This is a genomic window from Brevundimonas diminuta 3F5N (assembly GCF_900163625.1).
GTDB classification, from domain to species: Bacteria; Pseudomonadota; Alphaproteobacteria; order Caulobacterales; family Caulobacteraceae; genus Brevundimonas; species Brevundimonas diminuta_A.
On record NZ_FUIE01000020.1, the window covers coordinates 125,412 to 140,265 of the forward strand.

The 14,854-nt window shown below is 66.5% G+C and carries 10 protein-coding genes and 1 tRNA gene; 7 read left to right on the forward strand and 4 right to left on the reverse strand.

All coding sequences use genetic code 11. The features are described from left to right. Positions 1-6: 6 nt before the first annotated feature. Positions 7-2,577, reverse strand: a complete 2,571-nt coding sequence (locus tag FM111_RS04010) for a TonB-dependent receptor (protein WP_179205011.1) — start codon at positions 2,575-2,577, stop codon at positions 7-9. Positions 2,578-2,808: 231 nt separating this feature from the next. Here FM111_RS04010 and tgt point away from each other — a divergent pair, with 231 nt between their 5' ends. Further along, the gene (tgt, locus tag FM111_RS04015; protein WP_087139440.1) at positions 2,809-3,921 is read left to right on the forward strand and encodes a tRNA guanosine(34) transglycosylase Tgt; all 1,113 of its coding nucleotides are present in this window, start codon (positions 2,809-2,811) and stop codon (positions 3,919-3,921) included. On the opposite strand, the gene FM111_RS04020 is transcribed toward tgt, so the two are convergent. Next, positions 3,918-4,466, reverse strand: a complete 549-nt coding sequence (locus FM111_RS04020) for a hypothetical protein (protein ID WP_087139441.1) — start codon at positions 4,464-4,466, stop codon at positions 3,918-3,920. The two genes, tgt and FM111_RS04020, sit on opposite strands and share 4 nt — an antisense overlap. An 83-nt stretch (positions 4,467-4,549) precedes the next feature. Here FM111_RS04020 and FM111_RS04025 point away from each other — a divergent pair, with 83 nt between their 5' ends. Further along, the gene (locus tag FM111_RS04025) at positions 4,550-4,756 is read left to right on the forward strand and encodes a hypothetical protein (RefSeq protein ID WP_087139442.1); all 207 of its coding nucleotides are present in this window, start codon (positions 4,550-4,552) and stop codon (positions 4,754-4,756) included. A 31-nt stretch (positions 4,757-4,787) separates the two neighbouring features. On the opposite strand, the gene FM111_RS04030 is transcribed toward FM111_RS04025, so the two are convergent. Further along, positions 4,788-4,864, reverse strand: a tRNA-Lys gene (locus FM111_RS04030). Between the two features lie 243 nt (positions 4,865-5,107). On the opposite strand from FM111_RS04030, the gene FM111_RS04035 reads away from it, so the two are divergent. From FM111_RS04035 to FM111_RS04055, 5 genes are all read left to right on the forward strand, one after another. Further along, a complete protein-coding gene (locus tag FM111_RS04035) occupies positions 5,108-5,365 on the forward strand; it encodes a hypothetical protein (RefSeq protein ID WP_256968082.1) in 258 nt (85 codons plus the stop codon). Between the two features lie 56 nt (positions 5,366-5,421). Next, positions 5,422-7,209, forward strand: coding sequence for an autotransporter assembly complex protein TamA (locus FM111_RS04040; protein ID WP_087139444.1), 1,788 nt, complete (start codon positions 5,422-5,424; stop codon positions 7,207-7,209). Beyond that, a complete protein-coding gene (locus tag FM111_RS04045; RefSeq protein WP_087139445.1) occupies positions 7,206-11,444 on the forward strand; it encodes a translocation/assembly module TamB domain-containing protein in 4,239 nt (1,412 codons plus the stop codon). Before FM111_RS04040 ends, FM111_RS04045 begins: the two co-directional genes overlap by 4 nt. A gap of 86 nt (positions 11,445-11,530) precedes the next feature. Then, positions 11,531-12,607, forward strand: coding sequence for a PA0069 family radical SAM protein (locus FM111_RS04050; RefSeq protein ID WP_087139495.1), 1,077 nt, complete (start codon positions 11,531-11,533; stop codon positions 12,605-12,607). Between the two features lie 46 nt (positions 12,608-12,653). Continuing rightward, on the forward strand, positions 12,654-13,499 hold the full coding sequence (locus tag FM111_RS04055; protein ID WP_087139446.1) for an alpha/beta hydrolase: 846 nt from the start codon (positions 12,654-12,656) through the stop codon (positions 13,497-13,499). Between the two features lie 20 nt (positions 13,500-13,519). Here the strand turns inward: FM111_RS04055 and FM111_RS04060 are convergent, their stop codons facing one another. Further along, positions 13,520-14,764, reverse strand: coding sequence for a class I SAM-dependent RNA methyltransferase (locus FM111_RS04060; protein ID WP_087139447.1), 1,245 nt, complete (start codon positions 14,762-14,764; stop codon positions 13,520-13,522). Positions 14,765-14,854 lie beyond the last annotated feature (90 nt).

Here is a 14,854-nt window from a genome sequence, read left to right on the forward strand (position 1 = left end):
CTGGGCTCAATACCGGAAGCGCAGACCCACGGTGTAGAGGCTCTCTTCGTAGCGCACATCGCGCGGATAGACGCCCTCGCCGTCATCGTAGAACGACCGGAACGGCTGGCCCAGGATATTGGTCGCATCGAAGCTGACGGTGATCTGTTCAGTCGGCGACCAGCCCGCCGAGAAGTCCAGCCGCGCCACGTCGTCGACGTGCTCGCCGATGACGCCGTTGCCGAACTTCGTGCGCAGATTATAGGCCAGCCGCGCCGTCCACGGCCCGTTTTCGTACATGCCGGTCAGGTTGTAGGAATATTTCGACACATAGGGCAGCGCTCCGTCGATATAGGTCGCGTTGGCCTGCACCCCGAACGACCGCGCCCATTCAGGCACGACGTCGTAGTCGAAAAAGGTCGTGAAGGACGCCTCGACGCCCTGCAGCACGGCGTCGTTCAGATTGACCGGCCGCGTGACGCGCAGGACGCCATAGACTGGATCGTCCACGTCCATGGTCTGATCGGCGATGAAGCCTGAAATCTCGCGCCGGAAAACAGCCAGCGTCGCAGCGCCGGTATCAGCGAAATAGCGCTCCAGCGTCAGGTCGTAATTGGTCGACTGGATCGGCTTCAGATCGGGGTTGCCGCCCGAGGCCGTGCGCCGTCCGGAGGTATCGGCCGACGGGCTGACGAACAGGCTGGGGTTCAACTGACCAAAGGCCGGACGCGTCCGCGTCTGGTTCGCCGCCATGCGCAGGATGAGGCCGTCGTCCAGCATGAAGCGCATGCCCAAGCTGGGCAGCAGATCGGTGTAGCGTCCGCCCTGATCCACCGGCGTGAAGACCTCAGTTTCACCTTCAGTCGAGCGGCTGGTCCCGCGCACGGTGAAGTCGGTGGCGACGATGCGCAGACCCAGTTCGCCCTCGATCGGAATGCGGGTGTTGAAGGCGAAGTCGGCCTGGCCATAGGCCGTATAAGCCGTCTCGGACGCCTCATAGGTCTGGACCGGGTTGATCGGCGGACGGCCCGATTCGAAACCGGCCAGGGCGCGCAGGGCGTCCATGTTTCCACGCAGGCTGCCATAGGTCGGCGACACCCAGGCGCGCATGGCCTGCACGTCGCTGCCGTTAAACCCGGCCGGAATCAGGGCCAACTCGACCGGAAGCGAGGTCAGGGGCAGACCGAGGTCTTCCTGGTTCTGATACCGCTCGCCGTTCTGATAGGAGCCGTTGCGGTCGACGTAACGCACCCCGAACTTCAATTGCGGGATCAGGCTGTTTCCCGTGTCATAGGTCAGGTCGATTTTCGCCTGCCAGTCGTCACCCGCGCCAATGAAGTGACGGTCAAACAGGCCGCGGTAGACGTAGTTGTTCGGGTCGGCGACGTCGAAGTCCCGGAATTCGAAGGCCGCTCCGCCGTCCTCGTCCGGCGTGTCGAAGTCGATCAGCGTCACGGGCGAACGGGTGAAGGCCGTATCAAAGCTGTAGTTCGAGAACTCATAGGTGCTGTCGGTGCGCGCCAGATCGAAGGCGATCTGAAGCGGCCCGGCATTGTAGCTGCCGCCGATCGCCGCCTGCCAGGTGTTGGTCTTGCCGGTCGAGGCGCCCTGCCACTGCTCCGGACGACGCCCCGCGACCTGGGTCAGGCTCTGGATCTCGTTGCGGCCGTTGCGCAACGCCACGTCCTCGAACCGGGTGGTCTCGTGGTTCAGCGGCACGATGAACTGACGGTCCGAGATCTTGTTGCGATAGCCCTGATAAAGGGCGTCGACATAAAACTCCCACTGGTCGTTCGGCCGCCACTGCAACGCCAGATTGGCCGACGGCCGCCAGCGCTCGCCAGTCCCGTAGAAGATGCCCACAGCGTCGGGATAGCGCGCACCCTGAACCGCCGGATCGGCCGACTGCCCGTCCACTCGGACGATGCCGCCGCTGTCCCAGCGCACGGAGTCGAGATAGCGCAGACTGGTGTAGGACAGGTTCAATAAAGCCCCGACCTCGCCCGCCCCTGTGTTCCAGCGATTGCTGATCAGGATGTCGCCGTTCGGGTCATAGCTTTCCGACTGGGTGGCGTAGGAGCCCTTCACCGACGTCGACAGTTCGAAGCCGTCAAAATCGAACGGCCGCCGGGACCGCACATTGATCAGGCCGGCGATGCCCGATTCCAGCCGCCAGGCCGAACTGGACTTGTAGACTTCCAGCGCTGCGATAGCCGCCGCCGGAAAATCCTGCATGGCTACTGCGCGACCCTGGTCCGTGAAGATGTCGCGGCCGTTGTAGGTGGTGGCCACGTCAGGCAGGCCGCGCACGATCACCCGCGACGCTTCCCCGCCCCCGCGCTCCACCTGGATGCCCGTGACCCGCGCCAGGGATTCCGAAGCGTTCACGTCAGGCAGCTTGCCGATGTCCTCGGCGACGATGGCGTCCATCACCTCGTCGGCGTTGCGTTTCAACGCCTGGGCTGAGCGCAGGCTGCCGCGCAGACCCGTCACCACGACGTCCTGAACCTGAACAGGGCTGTCCGAGGCGACCGGCGGCGGCGTGACTTCAATGGAATCCTGAGACCAGGCAGGGTGGGCGACGGCGAGCGCGAGCAAGGAGACGGAACCCAGGGTTCCCGAACGGAGCAGCATTAATCAGGCGACTTTCACGGTTTCGTGCGCTGCCCTAACAGCCGCGTGATCGTTCGGTTGCCAAATAACCGTCGCTATTCAAACAAAGGCGCGGACGCCGGATTACCGCCACAGAACCGCCTCAGGACGTGACGCCCCAGGACTGGCGGCCTTCCCCCGTTCGGCCTAAGACGCGGCTCCTTGCAAGGAACGCCCATGCCTTTTCCGTTTGAGATCTCCGCTGTCGAAGGCCGCGCTCGCACCGGCGTGCTGAAGACCACGCGCGGCGACATCCGCACCCCGGCCTTCATGCCCGTCGGCACCGCCGCCACGGTCAAGGCGATGACGGTGGATCAGGTCAAGCAGACCGGCGCGGATATCCTGCTGGGCAACACCTATCACCTGATGCTGCGCCCTGGTCCCGAGCGGATGGAGCGCCTCGGCGGGCTTCATAACTTCATGCGCTGGGACAAGCCGATCCTGACGGACTCCGGCGGTTTCCAGGTCATGAGCCTGTCGGGAATCTCCAAGCTGACCGAGGAGGCCGTGACCTTCTCCAGCCATATCGACGGCTCCAAGCACGTCCTGACGCCGGAACGCTCGATCCAGATTCAGGCGGATCGTCTCGGCTCCGACATCGTCATGCAGTTGGACGAATGCGTCGCCTGGCCCGCCGAGGAAAAGCGCGCGCGCGAGGGCATGGAATTGTCGGCGCGCTGGGCCCAGCGCTCCAAGAACGCCTTCGGCACGCGCGATGCGCAGGCCCTGTTCGGCATCCAGCAGGGCTCGACCTATGAGAACCTGCGCCGCGAATCCTCGGAACGCCTGCAGGAGATCGGTTTCGACGGCTACGCCATCGGCGGTCTGGCCGTCGGCGAAGGCCACGAAGCCATGTGCGAGGTGTTGGACTATGCGCCTGAGTTCCTGCCCAAGGATCGCCCTCGCTATCTGATGGGCGTCGGCAAGCCGATCGACCTGGTCGAGGCGGTCTATCGCGGCGTCGACATGTTCGACTGCGTCCTGCCGACACGCGCCGGGCGTCACGGCCAGGCCTGGACCTGGGACGGCCCGCTGAACCTCAAGAACGCCCGCTTCGCTGAGGATCAGGATCCGCTGGACATCGAAGTCCCCTGCCCCGCCTCGCAAGACTATTCAAAAGCTTACCTGCACCACCTGATCCGCGCCGATGAGATTCTCGGCAAGATCCTGCTGAGCTGGCACAACATCGCCTTCTTCCAGGCGCTGACGGCGGCGATGCGCGCAGCCATCGCCGAGGGCCGGTTCGAGCAGTTCCGTCGCGACTTCCGCGCGCGACACCTGAAGATCTAACCGCGACGCGGAACGAACCCGGCCGGAGCCGCCGGCGGCGCGCAGTTCCGCTGCATCCCCACGCCTTTCAGGAAGGAGCGGCGACGCAGTCCCGCCTGGATGGCCGACTGGACATGCTTGCTGTGGGCGTCGGCGCCGGTCAGGCGGCGCACCCAGCTGCGGGCCGGAATGAAGTCCGTCACTGTGCCGCGCACGGCGTCCAGCGTCGCCCCGGCGGCGGCGTCGGCGGCGCGTTCGCTCATGAAGGTTCCATCGTCGGTGGGCGCCGCGTCCGTATCCGGACCCAAAGCCTCATCCAGGCGCGCGATCTCGGCCGCGATCACCGAGCATCGGCTCATGTTGCGCACGTCATAGGGATTGGATTCCGCCTGCAGCAGAATGGTCGGGATTTCCTGGCGCTTGAGATTCAGATCCTCGAGCGGCGCAGCCACGGCGTCGCCTAGCCCCGTGCCTACCTGATCCACCCCGTCTCGCGCAGAGGCGCCGGCGTTGCAGCCGGCAAGCAACAGGGACACAGCGATGACGGTCAATGAAATCTGGCGCATGCCCGCGTTTAATCACGCCGCGCGCTTTAAAGCCAAGCCGGTCTCCCTCGACATCAGGCCAGAAGCCCACCTAAGCTGACGTCATGCGCACGCTAAACGCCCCGCTCTATAATCTGACGTGGCTGGATTTCGTGATCGCCGCAGTCGTACTGGCGGCGGCGCTCGCGGTTGTCTGGCGGCTCCACGGCCCCTTACGACGGCGCGGCGTCGGAACCTCGTATGTCAGTTGGCTGGACGAACGCCTGACGAAACTGGAGCGCGCGGTCCGCAACAAGAACGCGCAACCCTAGAGGCTTCATCATCTTGGAATTTTTAGGGGAGTGGTACGCCCCCTCGGGCTCGAACCGAGGACCCTCTGATTAAAAGTCAGATGCTCTAACCAACTGAGCTAGGGGCGCACATCGCGTTTGCGAAGAGCGCGGAACATACGGATGAGCTTCGCGGCGGGCAAGTGGAAATTTCAGGAAATTTTTCACCGCACAAACAAGGCTCTGACGACAGCTGACGCCTCGAAACCAAGGCGCTTCCAGCACGCGATTCATTCCAGGTTCACATGAACCCTTTAAAGGCGCGACGAGAGGAACCGGCTTCGCCTCTCCACGTTTCCAGCCCCTAGAGGGGGATCAAAAATGAATCGATCCATGTTGAATCGTCTGATGATCGGCGCCGCGTTGGCCGCCACCGGCTTCCTGGCCGCCTGTGAACAACCTTACAGCGAACCGACGCCCGTCGAAGCGCCCGCGCCCGTAGAGGCCCCCGCCGCCGAAGACGCCGCCGCGCCTGCTGTCGCCGAGGCTCCCGCCGCGCCCGAAGCAGCTACGCCGGTGGAAGCGCTTCCGCCGGACCAGCGTTCCTCCGAAGAGACAGTGCAACCCGAAAGCGATACGCTGTTTTACTGATTCTCCTGACGAACGGGGCTAAGCGCTCATGATCGTCTCGCAACCAGGGTTCGGATTTGACGTCGAGGCTTCCCCTCCTTCTTGCCGGCGCGGCAGTATGCGCCCTTGCAAGCCAGGCCGCCGCCGAACCCCGGGCTCAGATTCGCGGTGAAATAGACGGCGATCTTAAACGTCAGCTCGAACAGGCCATTGGCGATGTGGACGGCGCGCCGTCCAATCGCTTCGAGGCGCGTCGTCGCGCCCGCGCGGCGCTGACGTCGGCCCAGGCCCTGCTGCGATCAGAAGGCTACTATCAAGCCACAGTCGAGGATCAGGTCGAGGGCGACGACAAGCCCGTCGCCGTGGTGCAGATCGCGCCGGGCCGTCGTTTTGTCCTGGGCGAGACCACGATCAACTGGACCGCCCCCGCGCCGGACGCCGAGACCAGCACCGCCGTCATCGAGGATATCCGGCTCAAACCGGGCGAGCCGGGCCGCGCCGCCGGAATCCTGGAAGCCGAGGGCCGCGTGGTCGCGGACCTGACCCGGCGCGGCTATGCCGACGCCATCGCCCTGCCCCGCCGCGTTGTCGTGGATCACGCTACCTTCCTGGTTCAGCCCGGCTTCAACATCAATTCCGGCGAGTTGGTCAGGCTGAACGGAATTCAACTGCGGACCCAAGGGCCGACCAAGGAAAGCTGGCTTCAGAGCCTGGCGCCCTGGAAGGAAGGCGATCGCTACGATCCGGAGGACGTCGCCGAACTGGAACGCCGCCTGCTGGACACCGGCGTCTATGACGGCGTGGGCGTGGCCCTTTCGCCGCTGGACGATATCCGGCCCGATGGCCTGCGTCCGGTCGTCGTCACCCTGGCCGATCGGCCGGTCAGTCTGCTGGAAGCCGGCGCCAGCTATTCGACCTATGAAGGCGTCGGCGTCGATGTCTTCCGTACGCGCTACAACCGCTTCGGCCGCGCCGACACCCTGCGCTACGGCGCGCGGATCGCCAGTATCGACAGCCGCATCGGCGGCGAGTGGTCCCAACCGCACTGGCGCAAGGCCGGTCGAACGCTGAAGCTGTCGTCCTTCATCGTCAATGAACAGACCGACGCCTACGACCGCAGCGCCATAACCATGGCCGCGGACCTGTCCCAGCGCCTCGGCAAGACGTCCTGGTTCAGCTACGGCCTGGGCGTCGATGCTGGCCGTTACACTGAGTATCGGTTTGATCCGGTGACGCAGGCGCCGATCACCTTCGACCGCGATCTGGCCATCGTCACTCTGCGCGGCAGCGCCTTCATGGATCGCTCGAACGATCCGCTGAACCCCACCTCGGGCTATCGTCTGTCGCTGTCGACCCAGCCGACTGCGGTGGCGGGCGAGGATACGGTCCTGTTCCTGCGCACCGAAGGCCAGGCGACCGCCTATCTGCCGCTCCAGGACGACGCCAAGACCGTGTTGGCAGGACGCGCCCGCATCGGCTCCATCATCGGCGGCGAGGAACTGACCGTGCCGTCGGACCGTCTGTTCTATTCCGGCGGCGGCGGCTCGGTGCGCGGCTATTCCTATCAGAGCATCAACCCGCGCCTGCCCAACAATCGACCGCGCGGCGGCCTTTCGCTGTTCGAGACCTCGGTCGAAGTGCGACGCGACATCGGCGAGAAGTTCCAGGCCGTGGCCTTTGTCGACGGCGGCGCCATCGGCTTCCAGGAAACGCCGAACCTGACCAACATGCGCTACGGTGCGGGGGTCGGCGTGCGTTACAAACTGCCGTTCGGCCCTGTTCGCGCCGACATCGCCTTCCCGCTTAACAAGCGCGAGGGCGACTCCGGGTTCCAACTCTATCTCAGCATCGGCCAGGCGTTTTGACCGACACACCTCCGCCTCACGAAACGGGCGCAGACGTCGCCGATACGCCAGCCAAGAAGGCCAAGCGCAAGCGCACCCGCCTGCAACTGGCGGCCTTCATCGCGGGCGCGACCTTCGCCGGTCTGTTGGCTCTGATCGTCGTCGCCCTGGTAGGCGGGCGAATGTATCTGGTGTCCGATGCGGGGCGCGAACTGATCACCAGCTTCGTCGCAGGCAAGAAGATCAGCCGTTACGGCCGCATCAACGTCGAGGGGCTGCAGGGCGACCTGTTCAACGACTTCCGTCTGAAGCGCGTCACCGTGACCGACGAGAAGGGCGTTTGGCTGGAAGCCACGGACGTCCGCGTTGACTGGTCCTACTGGCCTCTGCTGGCGCGGCGCTTCCACGCGACGGAAATCAGCGCGGGCCAGATTCGTCTGTTGCGCCGCCCCGAGTTGGAGCCGCCGAGCGAACCGGGCGGGCCCCAGGCCATCTCCATCGACATCGACCGTTTCAGCGCCAATGTCGAACTGCTGGAAGGCTTCTCCAAGGAATACGGCCGCTGGACCCTCAGCGGCGACGCCGCCATTCCGCGCAAGGGCGTCAAGACCGCCAACGTCAACGCCTACAGCCTGAACCGCAAGGGCGACTATCTGCGTCTGGCCGCCGCCTTCGGCGACAAGCCCGAAGACCTGCGCGTCAATCTGCGCGCCAATGAAGCCCAGGGCGGCCCGATCGCCGGATCGCTGGGCTATTCGCCAGATCAGCCCTTCTCGGCCGTCGCCGTGGTCAACGGCGAGGTCATCGACGTGGCTGTTCAGACCGGCCAGTTCCGCCCCCTGCTGGTGCAAGGAAGCTATGGCGACAACGGCGCCAAGGTGTCGGGTTACGCCGACTTCTCCGGCTCCGACCTGCTGGAGCCCTTCGTGGAGCGTATCGGCCGCACCGCCCGCTTCGGTTTCGCCATGACGCCGGACGCCAAGCGCGAAGGCTATCAGGGCGTGGCCTGGCGCCTGTACGCCGACAACATCCAATCCAGCGCGCGCGGTCTGATCCGCACCACGGACAACACCTCGCCAGACGGCATCAGCCTGGAGTTGAACACCCCGTCGCTCAGCCGCCTAGTGGGCAGCCCTATCGCCGGTCCGGCGGCCTATACGGGCGTGTTCAAGGGCGACGCCCAGGTGTGGAGCCTGCAAGGCTCGGCCAGCTTGCTGAACGCCGACATCGCCTCCTATCGCGCCACGCGCATCTCCGGCCCGGTCAACATCGCCGCCAACAAGGGCCGCATCGATGTGACGACCGATGTGCGCGCCGTCGGCGGCTCTGCGGCCGGCATCATCGGCGGGCTGCTGGGCTCTGCGCCGCGCATTCAGATGGAAGGCACGCGCATGGCGGACGGCGCCATGCTGCTGAAGAAGATCGACGCGCGCGGCCAGGGTCTGACCCTGACCGGCTCGGGCGGACGCAGCCTGAACGGCGGCCTGAACTTCACCGGCCGGGCGGACCTGACCGACCTGTCGCGCATCCAGCCCGGCGCGCGCGGCGCCTTCGGCGGTCCGATCCGCGCAGCTTCGGCCAAAACGGGCGCGCCCTGGACCCTCAGCTTCGACGGGCGCGGTTCGCGCATGGCTATCGGCATGGAAGAGCTGGACCGCCTGCTGGGCGCCGCGCCGCGACTGCAACTGGCCGGCTCGATGAACGGCGGCGTCATCTCCATCAATCGCGGCGAACTGACCGGCGCCGCCGGACGCGCGGGCGCCAAGGGCCTGATCGAGGGGCCCAAGCTGCGGCTGGCGCTGGACTGGAACGCCCAAGGCCCCTTCGGCGTCGGCCCGGTCGCCATCGACGGCGCCATGTCGGGCGACGGGGCCCTGACCGGCACCCTGGCCCAACCGCGCGCCGACCTGCGCGCCGCCTTCGACAAGGTGGCGGCGGGCGGTTTGACCCTGACCAACGCCGATCTGGTGCTCAGCTTCCGTAAGGGCGCCGACGCTTCGGACGGGCGCGTGGTGCTAAACTCCGGCTCCAACTACGGACCGGCTCACGCCTCGGGCAACTTCTACCTGGGCGGACCGCGCCTGCGTCTGTCGGATGTCGACGTGAACGCCGGCGGCGTGGCGGCCCAGGGCGATATCGCCCTGTCGAACAACTTCCCCTCCAGCGCGGACCTGACCTTCACCGCGCGTCAGGGCGCCTTCCTGGCCTCGGGCGAGGCCAACGGCCGTGTGCGTCTGACTGAAGGCGCAGGCGACCAGACCGCCGTGCTGGACGTCACCGGCCGCAACGTGCGCCTGACCGGTCAGGACTGGACCCTGCGCAACCTGTCGCTGAAGGGCCAGGGCACGCTGGACCGCCTGCCCTTCACCCTGGCGGCCGACGTGGGCGGCGCCAATCCGGTGCAGTTCAACGGCTCGGGCGAATACGCCCGCCAGGGACAGGCGCAGAGCCTGACCCTGCGCGGCGGCGGCCGTGTGCGTGAGATCGCCTTCACCACCCGCGCGCCCGCCGTTTTCGCCCTGAACGGCGACGGCCGCGTCGCCCGCCTGGACCTGGGCGTCGGCGGCGGCGTCCTGACCGGCGAACTGAAACAGGACAGCGAAGGCAGCGTCATCCAGGCCGACATGACCAATGTCGAAATGGGCTCTCTCGTCCCCGACTTGCGCGGTCAGGTGACGGGCCGTGTCTCGATGCAGGGTCAAGGCGACACGCTGCGCGGATCCGCCAATGTCGACCTCAAGCAACTGCGCAGCCTGGACGCGCCGCGCGGTCTGGCGGTCGACGGCACACTGAACGCCGACCTGACCGGCGACGCCCTGCGCCTGCGCGCCGAAGCCCACAACGGCACGACCGTTCAGGCCACCGCCGACGTCACCCTGCCGGTCGAAACCTCGGCCGCGCCCCTGCGCCTGGCCATCGCCCGGACCGAGAACCTGTCGGGCCAGATCGCCATCCGCGGTCAGATCCAGCCCATCTGGGACCTGTTCCTGGGCGGCGCCCAATCGCTGTCTGGTCAGGTGAACGGCCAGGCAACCCTGGCCGGCACCCTGAACGCGCCGCGCCTGAACGGGCGACTGGACCTGAATGAAGGCGCCTTCCGTGACGGGACGACGGGCCTGCGTCTCGAGAACATGACCCTGGCCAGCCGCTTCAACGACAGTCAGGCCGTGATCGAACGCTTCCAGGCCACCGACGGCGTGAAGGGCGAAGTGTCCGGCAGCGGCGACCTGGGCCTGCGTCAAGGCTCGCCCTCGACGCTGCGGCTGGAGCTGGCGCGCTTCCAGATCATCGACAACGACATCGCCAAGGCGCGGGCCAACGGTCGCCTGACCGCGGTGCGCGGCGCCGATGGCAACATCCGCCTGACCGGCAATGTAAACATCGATGAGGCCGAGATTTCGCCTGACCTGCCCGGCTCTACCGGCATCGTCAAAATGGACGTGGTCGAAATCAACCGCCCCGGCGGCGACACCGTCGAGACCGAGAAGAAGGCCGCCGCCGGTCCGCAGATCGGCCTGGACCTGACGCTGACCGGGCGCGAGATCTACCTGCGCGGCCGGGGCCTGAACGTCGAGCTGCGCGCCGACGCCCGCGTGCGCGGCACCATCACCCAGCCCGAACTGAGCGGCACGGCCAATGTGGTGCGCGGCGATTATGAGTTCGCGGGCAAGCGTTTCGTCTTCAATGATCGCGGCTCGGTGATCCTGTCCACCGATCCCGCGCGCATCCGCCTGAACCTGGAAGCCGTGCGCGAAGACCCGGCCCTGACAGCTGTCATCAAGGTCACGGGCACTGCCGTCTCGCCCAAGATCGAGCTGACCTCCACCCCCGACCTGCCCCAGGACGAAATCCTGTCGCAGGTGCTGTTCGGACGTTCGGCGGCGCAACTATCTCCGTTCGAGGCGGCCCAGTTGGCCTCGGCCGTGGCGTCCCTGGCCGGCGGCGGCGGCTTCGACGTGGTCGGCAACCTGCGCGAACTGGCCGGTCTGGACCGTCTGTCCTTCAGCGGCGAGGCTTCCAGCCTGACCGTCGCGGGCGGGCGCTACATCACCGACGACATCTATCTGGAGGTCATCGGCGGGGCCGAGCGCGGCGCAGCCGTCAATGTGGAGTGGCAAGTCCGTCGCAACCTGGCGATCACCTCCAAGTTCGGCGGCGAAGGCGACACCGCCCTGTCAGTCCGCTGGCGTCGCGAAGGCCCCCGCCCCGGCGGCGATCGTGGCGACCGCCGCCCCAACGCCGGCGCCCGACGCTAACCCGAGCAAGGCAGGCTGAGAGGCCGCCTTGCTCGCCTGTTTATTTTGTTCTTGATTTGTTCCAACTCATTCCGCATCCTGTGGACATGAGTAAGGCGATTAACGGACGCGGCGCACGCTCCAACGCCTCGGGTCGGTACGAAGCCGATCGACGCGAGGCCTACGACGACGGCTGGACGGATCAGGACGAGGCCGCAGCCCCGCTTCGCACCACCCTGTCCCCGGAACACGCCCGCACCATCATCGCCAAGAACACGAGTCCCGACGTCGGCTTCGATCGCTCCATCAACCCCTACAAGGGCTGCGAACATGGTTGCATCTACTGCTACGCCCGTCCGTCCCATGCCTGGATGGGCCTATCCCCGGGCCTGGATTTCGAGAGCCGGATCTTCTTCAAGCCGGACGCCGCGCGTCTGCTGGAACAGGAGCTCTCAAAGCCCCGATACGTCTGCCGGCGCATCCACATAGGCGGCAACACCGACCCCTATCAGCCGGTCGAGCGCGAAACGAATTCGACCCGTTCGATCCTGGAGGTCATGCAGCGCTTCAACCACCCGTTCAGCATCATCACCAAGTCGGTGCTGATCGCGCGCGACGCAGACATCCTGGGCGACATGGGACAGCGGGGTCTGGCCTCGGCCTTCGTCTCCATCACCACCCTGGACCGCAGACTGGCGCGGGCGATGGAGCCGCGCGCCTCCACGCCCGCCAAGCGGCTGGAGGCCATCAGCCGCCTGGCCGAAGCCGGATGCCCGGTCGGCGTCGGCTTCGCCCCCGTCATTCCCGGCCTGAACGACCATGAACTCGAAGCCGTGCTGGAGGCGGCGCAGAAGGCCGGCGCGACCTCGGCCATGTATGTGACCCTTCGCCTGCCGCTCGAGATCAAGGATCTGTTCCGCGAATGGCTGGCTGATGCTCGCCCCGACCGCGCGGCGCGCGTGATGTCCCTGATCCGTCAGACGCGCGGCGGCAAGGACTACGACCCCGACTGGTCCCAGCGCATGAAGGGAACCGGCCCCGTCGCCGAACTGATCGCCACGCGCTTCAAGGCGGCGGCCAGGCGTTACGGTCTGGACGCGCCGCGCCAGCCGCTGGACATCACCCAGTTTCGCGTTCCCGCCGACGCCCGGCCGCAGTTGGAACTGTTCGACATTCCCGCCTGACGCCGCCTAGGATGACGCTAAAGCTGGCAAGGTGAGGACCATCTCCATGCGCGGAACCCGGATGATCATCGCCGCAGCCGCGGCCATCAGCGTCGGCGGTTGTTCCGTCAACGTGCCGGAAAACGCCTTCCTCTACCCCGATGCGCGTATCGCAGCCGAAAAGATCGAACTCACGCCCGGTCCCGCCATGCCGGAATCGGCGCAGACCCTGCCCCTGCCCTATGCTGGCGGTCAGTTGGCGACGACCCGACTGTCTTCCGCAAAAGGCGATCAGGCGCCGCTGATCCTGTTCTGCGGCGGCAACATGTTCCGGCAATCGGCCTATGGCGGACTGGTGGGCGAACAGCTGTCGGCTTTCGGCGACGTCCTGCTGTTCGACTATCCCGGCTACGGCGCCTCGACCGGCGCTTCCGATATCGCCTCCATGAAGGCGGCTGTCGCAACCATGGCCGCTCATGCACGAACGATCGCTGACCGGGAGCAGCGACGTCTCATCCTGTGGGGACACTCCCTCGGCGGAACAGTTTGCGCCGAAGGGGCCGTGAACGCCAAGGCCGACGCTCTGGTGCTGGAGACGACGACGCCGTCAGCCAACGCCGTCGTGCAGGAGACCCTGGGCTGGAAGCGGGTGCTGGTCCGCGTGCGCCTGGCTCAGCCACTGGCCGAGATCGATATTCCTTCGACCCTTGCCGAATATCCCGGCCAAATCATCGTTCTGGAGGCCGGACGCGACACGGTGCTTCCGCCCGTCCTGAGCCGCCGCCTAGCCCAGGCGCTGATCGCCAAGGGACGGTCTGTCGACCACATGGTCTTCGCCGAAGCCGGCCACAACGACGTTCACAGCCAGGCTGACTTCAGGTCCCGAATGGCCGACGTTCTCACCCATCCCTAACCTGTTCGGCTTGATCGCATCTAGCGCCGGAAGACGCCGACCAATTCGATGTGCGTCGACCAGATGAACTGGTCGATGGGCGTGACCTTCTCCAGCCGGAAACCGGCGTCGACCAGGACGCGCGCGTCGCGGGCGAAGGTCTGGGGATTGCAGGACACGCCGACGACGACCGACGCCTTGGTCCCCGGCAATTGCTGAGTCTGCTCCAGAGCGCCTGCGCGCGGCGGGTCCATGACGATGGCCTCGCACCCCTTCAAGTCATAGGGCGACAGCGGACGACGGAACAGATCTCGCGCCTGGGCCTCGATCCCCTTCAGGCCCTGAGCCGTGCTGAGGCCCGCTTTCAGGGCGGCGATGGAGGCGGCGGCGGAATCGGCGGCCGTTACGCTGGCGATCTCGGCCAGAGGGAAGGTGAACGTGCCCGCCCCACAGAACAGGTCCGCGACCTTCTTGGCCCCCCTCACCGCCTCGACCGCGCGTTCGACCATGGCCGCTTCCGCAGCAGGCGAGGCCTGCAGGAAACCGCCCGCCGGCAAGGGCACGGACGCGCGTCCGAACCGCACGCGCGGCTGGCGCGCCATGACCAGCGTATCGCCGTCCAGGCTGAGCCGCGCCAGATCGGCCTCGGCCGCCGCCGCAATGGCCAGCGCCGACTGGTCTCCATTCAGACCGCCCGAACGCTTCTCGACCCCCGTCACATCGACGTCCAGACCCGTGTCGGTCAGGGTCACGTGCAGAGTCGGCGCCGATTTCGGATGCCCCAAGAAGGGCGCCGCGACCTTGGCCAGGGCGGGCAGAGCCGCCGTCAGGTGCGGGTCCGACAACGGACAGTCCGTCAGCTCGACCACCCGCCATGACTTGCGCGCCTTAAAGCCCAGGACAACGCGACCGTCCGGGCCCTGACGCGCGTGCAGCGCCAGACGACGGCGGCTGGCCAACGGCGTCGCTACCGTCGCCTCAACCTCGGTTTCCAACCCCTCGCGCGCCAGCGTCTGGAGCACCACCTCACGCTTCCAGGCCAGATAGGGTTCATCAGCCCAATGCTGCAGCGGCGCGACCCCGCACTCGGCATAGGTCTGTGAATGGATCGGGCGTCGGTCGGGGCTGGCCTCGATCAGGTCGAACCGTTCAGCCCGGCCGTCCTTGACCTCGGCGGCGATCACCTCGCCCGGCAGGGCGCCCGGCACGAAGACCGGGCCGTTGGCGGTGTCGGCGATCCCGTCGCCCTGATGGCCCATGCGGGCGATGGTCAGCGTCTGCGTCATGCAGCGGCTTCTAACGGCTTCCGCGTGAAAATCGAAACATGAACGAAGATGAACGCAGCGATCAAAAGCCGTTCAGCTTCACGGCCCTAT

Coding starts and splice junctions, on each gene's coding strand:
- tgt (WP_087139440.1), top strand. CDS start 2,809: ATGCCTTTTCCGTTTGAGATCTCCGCTGTCGAAGGCCGCGCTCGCACC.
- FM111_RS04020 (WP_087139441.1), bottom strand. CDS start 4,466: ATGCGCCAGATTTCATTGACCGTCATCGCTGTGTCCCTGTTGCTTGCC.
- FM111_RS04025 (WP_087139442.1), top strand. CDS start 4,550: ATGCGCACGCTAAACGCCCCGCTCTATAATCTGACGTGGCTGGATTTC.
- FM111_RS04035 (WP_256968082.1), top strand. CDS start 5,108: ATGTTGAATCGTCTGATGATCGGCGCCGCGTTGGCCGCCACCGGCTTC.
- FM111_RS04050 (WP_087139495.1), top strand. CDS start 11,531: ATGAGTAAGGCGATTAACGGACGCGGCGCACGCTCCAACGCCTCGGGT.
- FM111_RS04055 (WP_087139446.1), top strand. CDS start 12,654: ATGCGCGGAACCCGGATGATCATCGCCGCAGCCGCGGCCATCAGCGTC.
- FM111_RS04060 (WP_087139447.1), bottom strand. CDS start 14,764: ATGACGCAGACGCTGACCATCGCCCGCATGGGCCATCAGGGCGACGGG.